Here is a 16,010-nt window from a genome sequence, read left to right as displayed (position 1 = left end):
CCGGTGCTTCCGCTTAAGGCGTTGCGCAGGTGCTGCTTGCTCAAATCAGTTTGGGCTTGACTTTTAATTTATCCCGTCACTCCTTTTTCGTTTGCTTATGAACCGCACGTATCCGACCGAAGGCTACCAGGTGCCCAAGAAAAACCTGCTCCTTATCAGCTGCATCGACCTGCGGCTGATGGACGACCTGGTTCGCTTTATGGACCATGAAAACCTCACCAATCGCTACGACCATTTCATTCTGGCGGGCTCCTCGCTGGGCACTACGCTGCTGAAGCTGGAGGGCTGGAAAAATGAGGTTGACGACGAGGCCGGGGGCAAGTTCGATGTAAGGAAGTTCAAGCCGGCTTCCTGGGAGCAAACCTTGCACGAGCACCTGGGCATTGCCAAGGCCCTGCATAAAATCGAGGACGTATACATCGTTGAGCACGAAAACTGTGGTGCCTACCGGGCCTTCGTTACCAAAGAAGTACTGGCCGATAAAGGGGAAGAAGGATGCCAGCGAATTAGCTCCACAATGCTGGCGAAGGAGATTGAGCAGAAATATGGCTTGCAGGTTCACTGCTTTCTGATGGACCTGCGGGGCAATGTGAAGCTGCTCGAGCGGCAGGCTGCTTAGGGGCACCTGTGCGGGAAAAGAAATCAAGTAACGAGTGGGGGCTGCTTTAAGCAGTTTCAGGCCAAAGAAGGGGACATTCTAAAAGGAAGATGGGCGCAGGAAAAAGCGACAAGGAAGAGTAGGGCTTCGCATGCTTGGGTATAAGCACAACCTTCTGCGATTCTTCTGCGCAAGCCCTGCGTCTTCTGCGGTGAAAGGCGCCCAACCTTCCCCATCTCCCGCTATTCCTCGTATTCTTGCCCTCTCACTCACCCGCCCGCCCATGCCCGCCAGCCAAACCCGCCTCCAGGCCGACGTTGCCTTTCTCACCAGTATTCACCCGGCCCGCAACTGCCACAACCTGACCTCGCTCAACAAAGCCGCCGACTACATCAAAGGCGCCTTCGAAAAGCTCGACTGCGCCATTGCCGAGCAGCAGTTCAAAGCCGACGGCCGCCTCTACCGCAACATCATCGCCTCCTTCGGTCCGCCCGAGGCCGAGCGCATCGTGCTGGGCGCCCACTACGACGTGTGCGGCGACCAGCCCGGGGCCGACGACAACGCCAGCGCCGTGGCTGGCCTGCTCGAAACCGCCCGCCTGCTGCACCAGAACAAGCCCAAATTGTCGCTACGCATCGATTTCGTGGCCTACCCCAACGAGGAGCCGCCTTACTTCGCCACCGACTACATGGGCAGCGCCGTGCACGCCAACTCCCTGAAGAAAGCCGGGGCCAAGGTGCGCGCCATGATTTGCTACGAGATGATAGGCTACTTCAGCGACGCGCCCAACTCCCAGAGCTTCCCCAACGAAGCTCTGGCCCGCATGTATCCCAGCACCGGCAACTTCATTGTGGTGGTGGGCAAAACCGGCCAAGAAGCCATTACCGAGCGGGTACAGCGCCTGATGCAGCCCCACGCCAAAATCGACGTGCAGCGCATCAACCTGCCCGAGAGCATGGGCCTGGCCGGCCTGTCCGACCACCGCAACTACTGGCGCTGCGGCTACCAGGCCGTGATGATTAACGACACGTCCTTCCTGCGCAACCCTAACTACCACCAGAAAACCGACACCATCGACACCCTGGACTTCCCCCGCATGGCCGAAGTAGTGAATGGCGTGTACGGCGCCATGCTGGGGATTTAATTAAAAATTAAAAATTAAGAATTAAAAATTGCGCTGGCGATGCAATGAAGCGAGGTTGAGACGCAACCGAAGGTCAGCGCAGCTAGCAGCTAATAGTTGGAGTCTCCGGAACGGCGCCAATAGGACGTTCTATTAGCATCGTTCAACGACGAGACGCAAGATGTTAGCTGCGCTGACCTTCGGTTGCGTCTCTACATCCTACAAACAAATTTCACCTACCATTCTGGGCGACGAAATAGCCTCCTGAAATTTTTAATTTTTAATTCATAATTTTTAATTAAAAAAGTGCTTTCTCACGCCCACGAGGTTTTCCTGGAAGTAGCCCAGCGGCTGAGCTTTACCAAGGCCAGCCAGGCGCTGTTCATCAGCCAGTCGGCGGTGAGCAAGCAGGTGAAGGCCCTGGAAGAGTACTACAAAACCGGGCTGTTTGAGCGCCTGGGCAGCAGCATTCAGCTAACCGACGCCGGCCTGAAGCTGTACCAGAAGCTGCTGCAGGCCCGGCAGCTGCAGCAGGAGCTAGTGCAGGAAATGAGCGAGCTGAGCACGGAGTTTGTGCCCCGGCAGCACCTGCTCATTGGAGCCAGCACCACCATCTCGCTCTACGTGCTGCCGCCGGTGGTGGCCGCTTACCTACGCCGCCACCCCGGGCAGCAGCTCAGCCTCAAAAACCGCAACTCCGACAACATCCTGCGTGCGCTGCTCGACCATGAGATTGAGCTGGGCATAATCGAGGGCATTCACAAGGTGAGCAACGTCACCTACACGCCCCTGCTGACCGACGAAGTGGTAGCCGTGTGCGCGGCCGGCAACCCGCTCGAAAAGCGCCGCCTCGACGTGCACGACCTGCTGACCACGCCCCTGGCTTTGCGCGAAGCCGGCTCGGGCACGCTGGCCGTGCTGGAAGAAGCCCTGGCCCGAAAAGGAATTAAGCTGGCGGCCCTGCCGGTGCGGGTGCGGCTGGGCGGCACCGAAGCCCTGAAGAACTTTGTGCGCGTCGACAACTGCCTGGCCTTTCTGCCCCGGCAGGCCGTGCTGAAAGAGCTGGCGTCGGGTGAGTTTTCGGAAGTTCTTATCCGGGACTTCCCGCTCAGGCGCGAGTTCAACTTCATTCAGCGCAAGGGGACGGAGAACAACGCGCCGTACAAAGACTTTCTGCAGTTCACGCGGCGCTACTATTCGGGCAAGGAATAGCCTATTCCAAAATCCCATGCTTGAAAGGCATACTGCAGCGGAAGGCGCGCGTACTGCCGCCCATGAAACTGGTAGCCTCCGAACCCTACTCCCGCCTGGCCGAGCTGCATTGCGCTGGCTGCGGCAGTGCTTATTCCCCATTCGTTCTGCAGCGCGTTTCGCCTTGCTGCCAGCTGCCCCTGGTAGCGGGCTACGACCTGCAGGAGCCCCTGAGCCGCGATGCCATCGAGCAGACCGATTCCTCCATGTGGCGCTACGGGGCGCTGCTGCCCCTGCTGCATAGCGAAAACAAAGTGACGCTGGGCGAAGGCCTGACGCCGCTGCTTCAGCTGCCGCGCCTGGCTGCCCGCTACGAGCTGGCTTCGCTGCTGCTCAAAGACGAAGGCCAGAATCCTACCGGCTCCTTTAAGGCCCGCGGCCTGAGCATGGCCATATCCAAGGCCAGGGAGCTGGGGGTGGAAGGCTGCATTATTCCCACTGCCGGCAATGCCGGGGTGGCCATGGCGGCGTACTGCGCCCGGGCCGGCCTGCGTGCGGTGGTGGTCATGCCCCGGCACACGCCCAAGGCGTTCAAGGAAGAATGCTACTGGTATGGGGCCGAAGTCGAGCTGGTCGACGGCCTTATCAGCGACTGCGGGGCCCGGGTGCGGCAGCGCAACGCTGATGGGGCCCTGCTCGACATATCCACGCTTAAAGAGCCTTACCGCCTCGAAGGCAAGAAAACCATGGGCTATGAAATTGCCGAGCAGCTGGGCTGGCAGCTGCCCGACGTGCTGCTGTACCCCGCCGGCGGGGGCACCGGCCTTATCGGCATCTGGAAGGCTTTTCAGGAGATGAAGGCCCTGGGCTGGCTGGCACCCCACACGCCGCTGCCGCGCATGGTGGCCGTGCAGGCTGCCAACTGCTGTCCGCTGCTGGAAACCTACCAGGGCCGGCAGCCCAACTGCCAGCACTACCAGGGGCAGGCTACCCTGGCCAATGGCCTGGCCGTACCCCATCCCCTGGGCGAGGCGCTGATGCTGCGCGTGCTGCAGGAGTCAGAAGGCACCGTGGTAAGCATCAGCGAGGAAGACATGCTGGCGGGCATGCGCGAGCTAGGGCGGCAGGAAGGCCTGTTCGTAGCTCCCGAAGGGGCTGCCGTGTGGATGGCGACCAGGCAGCTGCTGGCCAGCGGCTGGCTGCGCCCCAACGAGCGGGTGCTGCTGCTGAACACGGGCAGCGCCCAGAAGTACCTCGACAACGTGGCTGGCCGCGCTTTGGAGTAGTTAAAAGTTGAGAGTTAAAAGTTAAAATCCTTTACCTGAAGGGTATTTTAACTTTTAACTCTCAACTTTTAACTTTAACTGAGGCCAAAGGCTCTATTCCTTCACCAGCTTGCGGTCGAACACCATTCCGTCGATTTCGAGCAGCAGAGTGTACACGCCGGCTTGCTTCAGCCCCAGCTCTTCGCGGCCCAGCTCGTACTTGTAGACGCCAGCGGCCTGCCGCCCCCGGCTCAGCGTCTTGATGCGGCGGCCGGCGGCGTCTACTACCGCCAGGCGCACCTCGCTGGCCTTGGACAGGGTGTAGGACAGGTTCAGCACGTCCACCACCGGGTTGGGGAAGGTTTCTACCTTGTACTCCGAAGTGGAGGCCGTCATGCGGGTGCCGGTAACGGTGTTTTCGATGTCCCACTGCACCACGTAGCGGTGTACGATGCGATGCACCGAGCTGTGGCTGGCCGTGGTGGTGTCCATCACCTCGGCGCGGATGGTGTGGTTGCCGGGCGTGAGCAAGGCCAGCGGCACGGTCTGCTGGTCGGTGTTGCCGCCAAACACTACGCCGTCGCGCTTCCAGGCTACTTTCAGGGTGTTGGGCTGGGGCCGAAGCAGGGTCAGGGTGAACGGCACCGCCTGGCTGGGGTTCGCTATGGTCTGGGTAGTGGGGGTGAAGGCTTCCAGCGAGCGGGCGCCGGAGTGAATGCGCTCGATAATGGTTTCGGTGCACACCGCGCAGAAGGGGGCGCTCAGAAACTGCATCTTGCAGTTTTGGTGGGGCTTGCTCCAGCTGGGGTCTTCCACGTAGGGGTAGTTGCCCACGCCGTTTTGCCCCACCCAGCTCTGCCAGCGCAGCGAGCCCGTTACGCCGGGCTGGGTGCGGTTGGCGCGCTCGTTGGCAAAGGCCGCGCCGGCCCAGTACTCGTCGGCCAGGTTGGCAAAGGAGTGGCCCATCTCGTGAATGCAGATGTTGCTGGCCGAGGGGTGGGCCGTGATGGTGGCGATGGCGCCGCCGGTACCGCCGTACTGCGTGGTGTTCACAATTACGGCTGCCTGGGTGTACTGCGGGAAGTTGGTAGCCAGCACGGCCGCCAGGGCGCTCTGGTTGCCCGTCACCACGGCCCGGTGCACGCCGGCGTTGTCGAAGCGGGTGCCGAAGTAGGTGTTGGCCGTGCCCTGGGGGAAGCTGGGGGCCATGCTGCCGCAGTCGGAGGCCGTGCGCGGGTGCGTGGTGCCCGACTGCGCCGATGGCACCCGAATGGCAAACACGTTGAAGTAGCGCTGGTACTGGCGGAAAGGCTCAATGGCAAACAGGTCGGCCACCATCTGGTCCACGTCGGTGCGGAAGCGCGTCATCTCCGAGGCCTGGTAGCCGTCGCCCACAAACACCAGGTTGATGCGGCCATTCAGCGGGCCGTTTTTGATAAGGGTATCCACCGGAAAGGTTTGGGCCAGAGCGCTGGTGGCGCCCAGCAGCAGGAAGGCCAGCAGCAGGGTAAAGTCTTTCATAAAGCGGTGGCAAAAAGCAGTTAAAGGTGCAAGGGAAAGGTAGCGGAAACGGGGGCGGGGGCTGCGGGATTAACTTCTTCCACACGTATGCTCACGGCCTGCGGCTGCCGGGCCAGGCGCACGAAGAACTCGGCCTCGGGCAGGGTGGCCTCATGCCGCTCCAGCCGGCCGCTGCTGCCTTCGGCGGGCACCTCCAGGTGCAGCTGCAAGGGGTGGGGCAGGCGCTGCCCGGGGCCCTGGGGCTTGCCCGCCGCGTCGAGCTGGGTCAGCAGCAGGTAAGCGGGGCCGGCCACGTCTTCGGGCTGGGCATTGGCTTCGCCGGCCACGGCCAGGGCTTTCAGCAGCTCGATGCGGCGCGGGCCCGGGGGCAGGCTGCTCATTTTAAACGACACAAACAGCAGCTGCGGAGCCAGCGCCTGGCTGCCCGGCGCCGTAGCAGGACTACTTGCCAGGGGCTGGTACTGATAAGGCGCCCGGGCACAGGCGCCCAGGCCGGAAAGGAGGGCCAGGAAAAGAAAAACGGCCCGGCCATGCGTGCTCATGCTTCAAAAATAAGCAGCTGATTGCGAAGTCAAAAGCCAGGGCCGCCGCTGCTCTTTACCTTTGTTGGCCGTCGGAACAGCCCCGCCGGCTTTTTTATGCGCATCCTTCACGTCCTTTCTGCCAACTTCTACGCCGGCTCGGCGGCCTATGCCGTGCAGCTGGCCGAGGCCCACCTGGCCCAGGGCCACCAGGTGTGGATGCTGTCGGATTCCGACCAGCTGCCTACCCGGGCCACGCAGCTTAAGGCTGCCATCAGCAACCGCAAGTACCGGCAGCGCCTGCAGCACATCCAGCTGATTCGCCGCCTGGTGCAGCGCGAGGGCATCGACGTGGTGCACGCCCACTCCCGGGCCGCCAGCTGGGTGGCCTATTTTGGGCTGTTAGGTAGCAAAGTGCCGCTGGTGAGCTCCGTGCATGGCCGCCAGCACCTGCATGCCTCCACCTCGCTCTTCGACATGTACGGCGACAAGGTGATTGCCATCTGCAACAACCTGCGCACTCACCTGCAGCAGGAAGTGCAGATGGACCCCGCCAAGATAGTGACCATTCCCAACGGCATAGCCTTCGGGCAGCTGGAGGCGGTAGCCGCGCGTAGTGCCACGGCCAGCGAGCCGCCCCGGCTTGCCTTCATCGGCCGGTTCAACGGGGGGAAAGGAGAGCGGGCCGCGGCCCTGCTGCAGCAGGTATTCCCGGCCCTGCTGGCCGAGCTCCCGGCTCTGCGCCTGGCCTTAATCGGCGGGGAGATGGAAGGGCTGCCGGCCCCTGGCAAAGCGGCCCTGGCCGGGCTGCAGGCCAGTTATGGCGAGCGGGTAGAAGTGGTGGGCTTCACCGACGATGTAGCCGCCTGGCTGGCCCGCACCACCCTGGTTATCGGGGCCGGCCGGGTAGCCATCGAAGCCCTGGGCCTGGGCCGCAACGTGCTGGCCCTGGGCGAAGCCAGCTACGCCGGCCTGGTTACCGAGGCCAGCCTGGAAGATGCAGCGGCCTCGAACTTTGGCGACATCTCGCCCCGGGTTGGCGCCACCGAAGTCGACTACGCCGCCGTGCTGGCCGATGCCCGGGCTTTCCTGAGTCAGCCCCGGCCGGTGGCGGCCGGTGTACAGCAGCAGGTGCGGGCCCGCTACGACCTATCCCGGGTGGCGGCCGCCGTGCTGGAAGCCTACCTGTCGGCCCGCATGAAAAAGGCCGTGCCCGACTACATCCCGGTGCTTATGTACCACAAGATTCCGGACGCGCCGCTGGCGAGCAAGCACCAGATTTACGTGACCCGCGACAACTTCGCGCAGCACCTGGCTTACTTCAAAAAGCGGGGCCTCACGCCCATCACCTTTGCCGACTACCTCAGGTTTGCGCGCGGTGAAACCCCGCTCAGCCAGTTTCCCGGCCGCCCCATCATCCTTACCTTCGACGACGGCTACACCGACAACTACACCAACCTGCTGCCCCTGATGCAGCAGTACGGCTACCGCGGCGTGCTGTACCTGCTGGGCGACTTCGACCTGCGCTACAACAAGTGGGACGCCGACACCGACCCCGACGAGCCGCGTGCCGAAATCATGGACGCCGGGCAGAAGCAGGCGTTTGTGGCCGCCGGCTGGGAAATCGGGGCCCACACCCTGAGCCACCCCCGCCTCAGCACCCTGCCGCTGGCCGAGGCCGCCCAGGAAATCCGCGAAAGCAAAGCCCGCCTCGAAGCCGGGCTGCATACCACGGTAGAAACCTTCGCCTATCCCTACGGCGACCTGAACCCCGCCGTGAAGCAGGCCGTGCGCGCCGCCGGCTTCGCCCTCGGCATCGCCACCGACACCGGCGGCATGCACCTCGAAGATGACCGGATGCAAGTGTTCCGGGTCAACATGTTTCCCAACGAAACGCCCGGCAGCCTGTTCAAAAAGACTTCCCCCTGGTACCGCAAATACTACCGCTGGAAGCGGAAGAAGTGATTTTGGTGAGGAGGTGATGAAGTGATGAGGTGAGGAGGAAAAAAGAACGTCATGCTGAGCGGAGCGGAGCGCAGCCGAAGCATCTTTACCACGAGAGTATACCTTTTTTATGGGGAGTTACTGCTGCAGGCAAGATGCTTCGACTACGGCTTTGCCTTCGCTCAGCATGACGTTCTTATTACCTTCTCATTCATCACCCATCACCCATCACCCATCACCCATCACCCATCACCCATCACCCATCACCCATCAGCACATCGAAGCATCAGCACATCAAAAAATCAACCCGAAACCCGTTTGTTCATCACCCGGAACCAGAGTGGGGGCAGGGTGGCCAGCAGCATCATGCCCGGGTAGCCGGTAGGCATCTGGGGGCTGGTGGGCTGAAAGCGCAGGGTATGGTAGGGCCGGGAGGCCAGGTAGTGGTGGTCGGAGTGGCGCGTGAGCTCATAGAGCAGGATGCGGCCCAGGGGGTGCTCGGAGTTCCAGGAGTGGTGGGGCTGCACCCGCTCGTAGGCGCCGCTGGCCGTGCGCTGGCGCTGCAGGCCGTAGTGCTCCACGTAGTTGACAAGCTGAAACAGCACGTAGCCCACAGCGGCGGCAGCCAGCCAGTACAGCAGGCCCTGGCCGCCAAAAAATGCCAGCACCAGCCCGGCCAGCAGGCCCTGCGCCGCCTGAAACTGCAGCATCTGGTTGCCCGCCGACCAGCGGGACTTGCCTTCGCGGCCCAGCCTTTCTGCCTCCAGCGCCCAGGCACCGCGGTACTCGCCCAGCACTGCCCGGGGCAGGAACTGCCAGAATCCTTCGTGCAGCCGGGCCGTGGCCGGGTCGTGTGGCGTGGCCACGTGGCGGTGGTGGCCGCGGTTGTGCTCAATAAAAAAGTGCGGGTACCAGCTGCTCAGCAGCAGCAGCTGGGCCAGGCGCTGCTCCCAGCTGCGGGCGCGGTGCCCCAGCTCGTGCGCCACGTTGATGCCCAGGGCCCCGCAGCAGATGCCTACACTGAAGATGGCGCCTGTGGTTTCGGCCGCACTGAAAGCGCCCGTGCTGGGTCGGTAGAGAAAAAAGGCCAGTAGCCCGTACTGCAGCGGCACGTTGGTATACAGCAGCCCGTCAAAAAAAGGGTGGCGCCGGGCTTCGGTGGCCGCCGGCTGGCCGGCCACGGGTGGTACTGGGCGCAGCAGCCATTCCAGCAGCGGCACGGCGCCGAAGGCGTAGGCCAGGGTAAGCCAGGTCCAGGCACCGCCCAGCACCAGGCCCAGCAGGGCCGTACCCGGCACGGTGTACGCCAGCAGGTAACGCAGGTCGCGGAAAGTAGGGAGCATAGGTAGCCAGCTTGTTTTGCAGCAAGATAGCAGCATTAGGCTATTCGCCACCCGTGAGACGGGCCAGAATTTCCGCGCCCCGGGCCTGGTCTACGCCGGCTACTGCTACCTTTTTGAACGGCGCCGTGTGTCCGCTCAGCAGCGTAACGCTGCTTTTGCTGACGCCAAACACCTCGGCCAGGAAAGCCAGCAGGCAGGCATTGGCCTGGCCATCCTGCGCCGGCGCCTTCAGGCGTACCGTCAGGCTGCCATCGGCGGCGCGCAGCAGGGCCGTGCTTTTAGCGCCCGGCTTGGCGCGCAGATGCAATATCAAGGGCGCGATGAACTTCGTTTTGATTTTAGCGCGGACTTTTAATCCGCGAACCTGCCCAAGTTAAGGGCGCGGACTGAAAGTCCGCGCTACATCTTCACCCGGCTTTGGCCAAACGGGCACTCGCTCAGCACCACGCAGCGGTGGCAGGCGGGGGAGTGAAAGTAGCAGCACTTCTGCCCGTGAAACATCAGGGCTTCGTGGTGGTCGTACACCTGCTGGGCGTCCCAGCCGGGTGGGAGCAGGGCGGCCAGCAGGGCGTGGGCCGGGCCTTCGCCCACTTTCGGCCCAATCAGCTCCAGGCGCTGGGCTACGCGGTGGTGGTGGCTGTCGACGGGCATAGCCGGCCGGCGCAGCGAGCTGAACAGCAGGGTGGCGGCGCTGGTTTTGGGGCCCACGCCCGGAATGCTTTCCAGCCAGGCCCGGGCTTCCGGAATGGGCAGGTCGGCCAGGAAGTCGAGGCTGCAGGGCGGGCGGCTTTCGTCGCCGCAGCGTCGGCTGATTTCGCGCAGCACGGCCTGAATGCGCGGGGCCTTCTGCTCGGGCCAGGTACAGGCGCTGATGGCCGCTTCTACGGCAGGGGTAGGGGCGTCGCGCACTTCTTCCCAGCTCGGGAAAGCGGCCCGCAGCTGCTGAAAGGCGCGGTGCGAGTCGGCATTCTTGGTGCGGTGCGAGAGCAGGGCGCTGATAAGCTCGCTGAGCGGGTCTTTGGTGCTGAAAAAGCGGAAGGGCGCGCCGTACTCGGCGCAAAGCCGCGCATGCACCCGCAGGGCCTTGCCCTGGCGCTCGGCAAATTCGGGGGAGCCCGGAGTGGCAGCCGGCTCGGCAGTAGCTTTCATGCCCTTCCTACGCACCCGGCGCCCTTTCCGGATGAGGCCGCAGGTCCGGAAAGCAGCTGGCCGGCAAACCCGGCCCCTTCCCGGGGCTGGGCCTGCCGGCCAGCTAACTTAACCAGGTTCGCTATTGTGTGCTGTTATACAGGGAAATAGCCTGGCGCTGGTTTTCGGCTTGCTTGCTCTGCATCACTATCGGAACAATGAACACCGGGATGGAGGCAAACATAAAAGGCGAAAGCCGCGCTCCGTCCTGCCCCGGGCGCAGGGTCTGAACCAGCCCGTAGGCGAGTAGGCCGCCCCCCACCACGTAGCTCGCCACGGCCGCTTTCTGGTAGCGGCGGGCATCGGCCAGCAGCTGCTGGGCCCCGGCGTGGTCGCTGGTAGCCAGGGCCAGGTTGCGCACGCTGAGGTTCTGAATCGGGCCGTTGTCCTTGGAGAAGTACTCGGTTTTTACTGTGCGGTAGCCACCGTAGGGGTACCCGCCGTAGCCCATGCCGCCGTAGCCGATGCCGCCATAGCCCATGCGGCCACCGTAAGGCATGGAGTTATACTGGGTAGTGGTAATGGAGTACAGACTGATGCGGCCGTCCTTATCGCGCCGCAGGGTGCTCTCGCGTGAGGAGCCGGGCAGGTTGGTGCGCACGTAGTGCCCGGTTTCGTCTTCGTAGTACCCTACCTGGTCGAACTCTATTTTCCGCTGCCCATCGAGCAGCAGGTAGGTGCGGCCAAACAGCGGGGTCTTCACCTCTACATCGTACACGTTGTAGACCATGCCGCTTTTCAGGCCTACCCGGTAGCGCGCTGCCCGGGTGCTGCCGCCGGGCAGCTTACCGGCCGGGGTGGGTTCATACACCGGAGCCGGTGATGGCGCCGGGGCCGCCGCCCGGCGCACCGTGTCCGGTACCGGTGCGGGCGGCGTGTTCAGCTGGCGGGGGGCTTCGGTGCGGCGGGGGGGCGGGGGCGGCACCGTAGGCGGCGCACCCAGCTGGCGCGGACCGTCGTCTTGCGCCTGGACCAAGCCCGTGCTCCAGGCCAGCAGCAACACCGAAATGGCAAAGGAAGCTTTCATCAGGGAAAATTAAGAACCGTAGTGGCCAAGCAGCGGGGGCGATACCCAGCCACTGGGGCTAACGCAGCCCACAGCCATGCCAGCCAAACGAAATACACCCAGCGTAAATTCCACCGCTGCGCCGCGCAAGTTCAGGCAAAAGAGCCAGTCTTTCCAACCAGGCCGCGTCGCTGGTTATTTCAGCAGCTTTTCCAGCAGGCTCAGGCTGTCCGAAAGGTCGGTGCCGGTTTCAAAGTCCAGAGGCTTGAGTATGTAGCCGTTGACGCCCAGCTTCTCAGCTTGCATGCGGTCCAGGTCCATCTCCGAAGTGGTGGTGATGAAAACCGGAATGCTTTGCAGCTCCGGGTTTGCCCGCAGCTCGGTCAGAAACTCGCAGCCGTTCATGCGGGGCATGTTCAGGTCGAGCAGTATCACTTCGGGCAGGGGCCGAATGGGCTCGGCCCCGTTGCGGCCCAGCAGCAGGTCGAGGGCTTCTTCCCCGTTAAAAGCCGTGTGCAGCTGGTGGGGAACGTTAAACTTGACGAACGACTTCTCGGCCGTCATGGTGTCGAAAATATCGTCTTCTACTAGTAGTACGGAGCGCATGGCAATCAGGGGTGCGCTGCTTGGGTGCAGCCTCGGAACCCGCAGCAAAGGTCGGGCCCGAAAGGTTAAGGTGCGATGAAATAAAGCAAAGTGCGGCCCGGGGCGTGCTCAGGCCTGGGCTTTGGGCCAGGTAAATACAAAGGCCGCACCTTCTCCAACGGCTGATTCTACCCGAATAGTGCCCTGCTGCTCGTCAATTATTTTTTTAACGATGCTAAGGCCAATCCCGGTGCTCTCGCTGCTGTGCCGGTCGCGCAGGGTCTGAAACAGCAAAAAAATCTTCTGGTGGTACTCCGGTGCGATGCCCGGCCCGTCGTCCTGCACCCGGAACTCGAAGAAGTCGCCGGCATCCTGGCAGCTCACGGTCAGGCGGCCGTTGCCGCGGTGGTGGTACTTCACCGCGTTGCTCAGCAGGTTTGTGAATACCTGCTGCAGGCTCAGGGGGTTGGTGACAAAAGTGGGCAGCGACGGCGAGATGTCCAGCTCAAAGGAGGGGGGCACCACCAGCTCGCCCACCTCGTGCACCAGCTTGGCCACGTTCACTTCCTGGGCCGTGTACGTGGTGCGGCCCACCCGGGCATAAGCCAGCAGGCCGTTGATGAGGTCATCGAGGCGGGCCAGCCGTCCTTTCATCTGCTCCAGGTAGGTGCGCATTTGCGGCGAGAGCTCCGTAGTCAGCTCTTCCTCAATCCATTTCACAATGGTGGTGATGCCGCGCAGGGGGGCCTTCAGGTCGTGGGAAGCCACGTAGGCAAACTGGTCGAGCTCCTGGTTGCGCTTTTCCAGGGCACTGAAGCTTTGGTCGAGGGCCTCCGTCATGCGGTTGAGCAGCCCGGCCAGTCCGCCCAGGCTGTCCTGCTCCTTGTCGGGAATCTTTACTTTATAGTCGCCGCGTACTACCTGCTCGGCCAGCCCGCGGATGATTCCAATGCGCTTGGTAATGCCGGCATTAACGGTCGTTAGCTCGGCTTGCAGCCGGCGGTTGTCGGCCAGCTCGCGCACGATTTTCCGCACCAGCGTTGCCACTATCACCAGGGCCAGGATGGCCGAGAGCAGCACGGCAATGGGCGTGGTGCGCTCAAAGGTTTCCTGCAGGGCGCTGCGCTGGGCCAGGGCGGCGAGCTCCTCGCGGCGAATGCGATTGTAGAGAATCCGCACCTGCCGCATGGTCTGGCGGTCGGTGTCGAGCAGCGTTTGCCGGGCAAAGGTGCCCATCACCTGGGTCGACATCGTCATGGGCCGCAGGATGCGAAACTCCTGCTCCACGAAGCTGCGCAGCGAGTCGAGCCGGGCGCGCTGGGAAGGGTTTTCTACGCTCAGCTCCATCACCCGGCGCAGGCTGTTGGGGAGCTGGTCGGTGGCAATGCTGTAGGGTTGCAGGTAAATGGTGTCGCCGGTGAGCAGGTAGCCCCGCACGCCGGCCTGGGCGTCTTTGAGCACGGCCGTGATGCTTTCCACCTCCTGCAGGGTCTGGTAGGTGTGCTCCACGTAGCGGGTTTGGATGCTTAGGCCCCGGATGCTCCAGAACGAGGCAGCCGAGGTGAGCAGCAGCACGCTCATGGCAATGGCAAAGCCGAGGATGATTTTGGTGTCGGTTTGAAGTTGCATGCGCTGCGAAGGTAGTGTGGCCTCAACGCGACGAGCGGGTGCGGGGTTGGGGCCGGCGGGCAGGGCCGTATCTTCGCGGCCATGCGCCTTGTTCTCACCGACCGTCTCAGCAGCCCCCAGAACCCTCGTATCAAGCAGCTGCTGCGCCTGCAGCAAAAAGCCGCCGAGCGCCGCGAGCTGGGCCTCACGCTGGTGGAAGGCCGGCGGGAGCTGGGCATTGCGCTGGAGGCCGGCGTGCCCGTAGCCACCCTTTTCACCTGCCCCGAGCTGCTTCCGGCGCAGGACCTGGCGGCCGTGCAGGCCCTGTTCGACGCCGTGCCCGGCGCCGGGCCCGAGTGGTACGAGCTGAGCCGGCCGGTATTTGAGAAAGTAGCCTACCGGGAGGGCTCCGACGGCATCCTGGCCGTGCTGCGCACCCCCCACCGCCGCCTTACCGACCTGCACCTGCCCGCTAACCCGCTGGTGATAGTGCTGGAAGCCGTGGAAAAGCCCGGCAACCTGGGCGCCATCCTGCGCACGGCCGATGCCGCCCCGGTCGATGCCGTGCTCATCGGCGACCCGCGTACCGACCTCTACAACCCCAACGTTATCCGGGCCAGCATCGGCTGCGTGTTCACCGTGCCCACCGTGGCCGCGCCCATGGCCGCTATCCTGGAGTTTTTGCGCGAAAAAGGCATTCGTACCCACGCGGCAGCCCTGGCCCCGCAGGCCCTGCCCTATACGCGCTACGATTTTGCCCGCCCCACGGCGCTGGTCATGGGCACCGAAGCCGACGGCCTGAGCCCCGCTACCCGTGAAGCCTGCGACGAAACCATCATCATCCCCATGCGTGGCCGCATCGACTCGCTTAATGTAAGCGTGGCTACGGCCGTGCTCACGTTCGAAGCCATTCGCCAACGCGAGGCAATGAGCAATGAAAAGTGAATAATGAGCAATGGGCAGTGAGCAACGAAAGGCGTAGGCTACTGCCCATTGCTCATCGCTACCTGTTCACGGTTCATTGCCAACTGCCCATTGCTCATTGTTAATTGTTAATTGAATTCCATGGCTCGTCTTTCGTCGCCGCTGCCCACGCAGGACCCCGGGTTAGGGGAAAAGTTTTCGGCCCGCACCCAGCGGCTGGTAAACCGCGACGGCTCGTTTAACGTGCGACGCCTGGGGCCTACCTGGGTGCAGGGCGACTGGTACCACTACTGGGTCAGCCTGTCGTGGCCCCGCTTTATTGCGGCGGTTACCGGCTGGTTTACTTTCCTCAACGTATGCTTTGCCCTGGGCTTTCTGGCCCTGGGCTACGAGCAGAGCCTGCTGGGGGCGCCCACGTCCACCAGTGAGCTGGAGCGTTTTCTGCATGCGTTTTTCTTTTCGGTGCAGACGTTCAATTCGGTGGGCTATGGTGTTATTTCACCCAAAGGCATTCCCGCGGGGCTGCTGGCCTCCTTCGAAGCCCTGGTGGGCGTGCTCACCTTCGCCCTGATTACCGGCCTGCTCTACGCCCGCTTTTCCAAGCCTACGGCCCGCATCCTGTTTTCCGATGCCGCCATCATCACCCCGCCCGACCCGAAAACCGGCCTGCGCAAGCTTATGCTGCGCATTGCCAACGAGCGCACCAACACCGTTATCGACATGAAGGCCCGCCTCATCTTTTCGGTGATGCAGCCCGACTTTACCCGGCGCTACTACGCCCTGCCCCTGGAGCGCGACAACGTTATGTTCCTGCCCCTGAACTGGACCCTGGTACACGACATCGACCCCGAGTCGCCGCTCTATGAGCTCACGGCCGAGGACCTGGAGCAGCAAAACGCCGAAATCCTTATCCTGCTGCGCGGCTTCGACGATACCTACGCCCAGGACATCAACGCCCGCTGCTCTTACCGCTACGATGAGCTGCGCTGGAACCACCGCTTCGTGCGGCCCTACCGTACCACCGAAAGTGGGGAGACGCTGCTGGATTTGGCACTGATTTCAACGACGGAGCAGGGGTAGGGAAGAGTGAAGTGGCCGGCAGTGCCGCTTACCCTGCCCAGAGGCTGTGTCCTATGCAACGGGGGTTATGTAGATGGTGAATTGCGCGGGAAGCTTTTACAGCAACTGTCGCG

General features: G+C 63.0%; 15 protein-coding genes. 7 read left to right on the top strand and 8 right to left on the bottom strand.

Going from position 1 to position 16,010, the window contains the following annotated elements; genetic code table 11:
* The first annotated feature begins 97 nt into the window (after positions 1-97).
* The 4 genes from ABD919_RS07790 (at position 98) to ABD919_RS07775 (ending at position 4,198) form a co-directional block, all read left to right on the top strand.
* A complete protein-coding gene (locus ABD919_RS07790) occupies positions 98-619 on the top strand; it encodes a hypothetical protein (protein ID WP_345235419.1) in 522 nt (173 codons plus the stop codon).
* 262 nt (positions 620-881) lie between these two features.
* Positions 882-1,742, top strand: coding sequence for a M28 family peptidase (locus tag ABD919_RS07785; protein WP_345235417.1), 861 nt, complete (start codon positions 882-884; stop codon positions 1,740-1,742).
* A gap of 285 nt (positions 1,743-2,027) precedes the next feature.
* On the top strand, positions 2,028-2,933 hold the full coding sequence (locus tag ABD919_RS07780; RefSeq protein ID WP_345235416.1) for a LysR family transcriptional regulator: 906 nt from the start codon (positions 2,028-2,030) through the stop codon (positions 2,931-2,933).
* Positions 2,934-2,995: 62 nt separating this feature from the next.
* Positions 2,996-4,198 (top strand): threonine synthase, encoded by a 1,203-nt coding sequence (locus ABD919_RS07775; protein ID WP_345235414.1) that lies wholly within the window; start codon positions 2,996-2,998, stop codon positions 4,196-4,198.
* A 93-nt stretch (positions 4,199-4,291) separates the two neighbouring features.
* On the opposite strand, the gene ABD919_RS07770 is transcribed toward ABD919_RS07775, so the two are convergent.
* Entirely contained in the window at positions 4,292-5,698 is a 1,407-nt protein-coding gene (locus ABD919_RS07770; RefSeq protein ID WP_345235412.1) for a M64 family metallopeptidase, read from the bottom strand.
* A gap of 20 nt (positions 5,699-5,718) precedes the next feature.
* Positions 5,719-6,240: a hypothetical protein gene (locus ABD919_RS07765; RefSeq protein WP_345235410.1), complete on the bottom strand. Its 522-nt coding sequence runs from the start codon at positions 6,238-6,240 to the stop codon at positions 5,719-5,721.
* 96 nt (positions 6,241-6,336) lie between these two features.
* Between ABD919_RS07765 and ABD919_RS07760 the strand changes: the two genes are divergently transcribed.
* Positions 6,337-8,184: a polysaccharide deacetylase family protein gene (locus tag ABD919_RS07760; protein WP_345235408.1), complete on the top strand. Its 1,848-nt coding sequence runs from the start codon at positions 6,337-6,339 to the stop codon at positions 8,182-8,184.
* Between the two features lie 281 nt (positions 8,185-8,465).
* Here the strand turns inward: ABD919_RS07760 and ABD919_RS07755 are convergent, their stop codons facing one another.
* From ABD919_RS07755 to ABD919_RS07730, 6 genes are all read right to left on the bottom strand, one after another.
* Positions 8,466-9,506 (bottom strand): alkane 1-monooxygenase, encoded by a 1,041-nt coding sequence (locus ABD919_RS07755; protein ID WP_345235407.1) that lies wholly within the window; start codon positions 9,504-9,506, stop codon positions 8,466-8,468.
* Positions 9,507-9,546: 40 nt separating this feature from the next.
* Positions 9,547-9,819 (bottom strand): DUF167 domain-containing protein, encoded by a 273-nt coding sequence (locus ABD919_RS07750; protein ID WP_345235405.1) that lies wholly within the window; start codon positions 9,817-9,819, stop codon positions 9,547-9,549.
* Between the two features lie 86 nt (positions 9,820-9,905).
* Positions 9,906-10,655, bottom strand: a complete 750-nt coding sequence (locus ABD919_RS07745; protein WP_345235403.1) for an endonuclease III domain-containing protein — start codon at positions 10,653-10,655, stop codon at positions 9,906-9,908.
* A gap of 121 nt (positions 10,656-10,776) precedes the next feature.
* Positions 10,777-11,721, bottom strand: coding sequence for a hypothetical protein (locus tag ABD919_RS07740; protein ID WP_345235401.1), 945 nt, complete (start codon positions 11,719-11,721; stop codon positions 10,777-10,779).
* A 174-nt stretch (positions 11,722-11,895) separates the two neighbouring features.
* Complete coding sequence (locus ABD919_RS07735) at positions 11,896-12,306, bottom strand: response regulator (RefSeq protein WP_345235400.1); 411 nt, start codon at positions 12,304-12,306, stop codon at positions 11,896-11,898.
* A gap of 108 nt (positions 12,307-12,414) precedes the next feature.
* Positions 12,415-13,914, bottom strand: a complete 1,500-nt coding sequence (locus ABD919_RS07730) for a sensor histidine kinase (protein ID WP_345235398.1) — start codon at positions 13,912-13,914, stop codon at positions 12,415-12,417.
* A gap of 81 nt (positions 13,915-13,995) precedes the next feature.
* Between ABD919_RS07730 and ABD919_RS07725 the strand changes: the two genes are divergently transcribed.
* On the top strand, positions 13,996-14,838 hold the full coding sequence (locus ABD919_RS07725; protein WP_345235396.1) for a TrmH family RNA methyltransferase: 843 nt from the start codon (positions 13,996-13,998) through the stop codon (positions 14,836-14,838).
* Positions 14,839-14,958: 120 nt separating this feature from the next.
* The gene (locus tag ABD919_RS07720) at positions 14,959-15,897 is read left to right on the top strand and encodes an ion channel (protein ID WP_345235395.1); all 939 of its coding nucleotides are present in this window, start codon (positions 14,959-14,961) and stop codon (positions 15,895-15,897) included.
* The last annotated feature ends 113 nt before the right edge of the window (positions 15,898-16,010 follow it).

Origin of the sequence: Hymenobacter saemangeumensis (assembly GCF_039541835.1) — a bacterium.
Lineage (GTDB): Bacteria > Bacteroidota > Bacteroidia > Cytophagales > Hymenobacteraceae > Hymenobacter > Hymenobacter saemangeumensis.
Note: the sequence above shows the minus strand (reverse complement) of the source record. Positions and strands in the feature narration are given on the sequence as shown.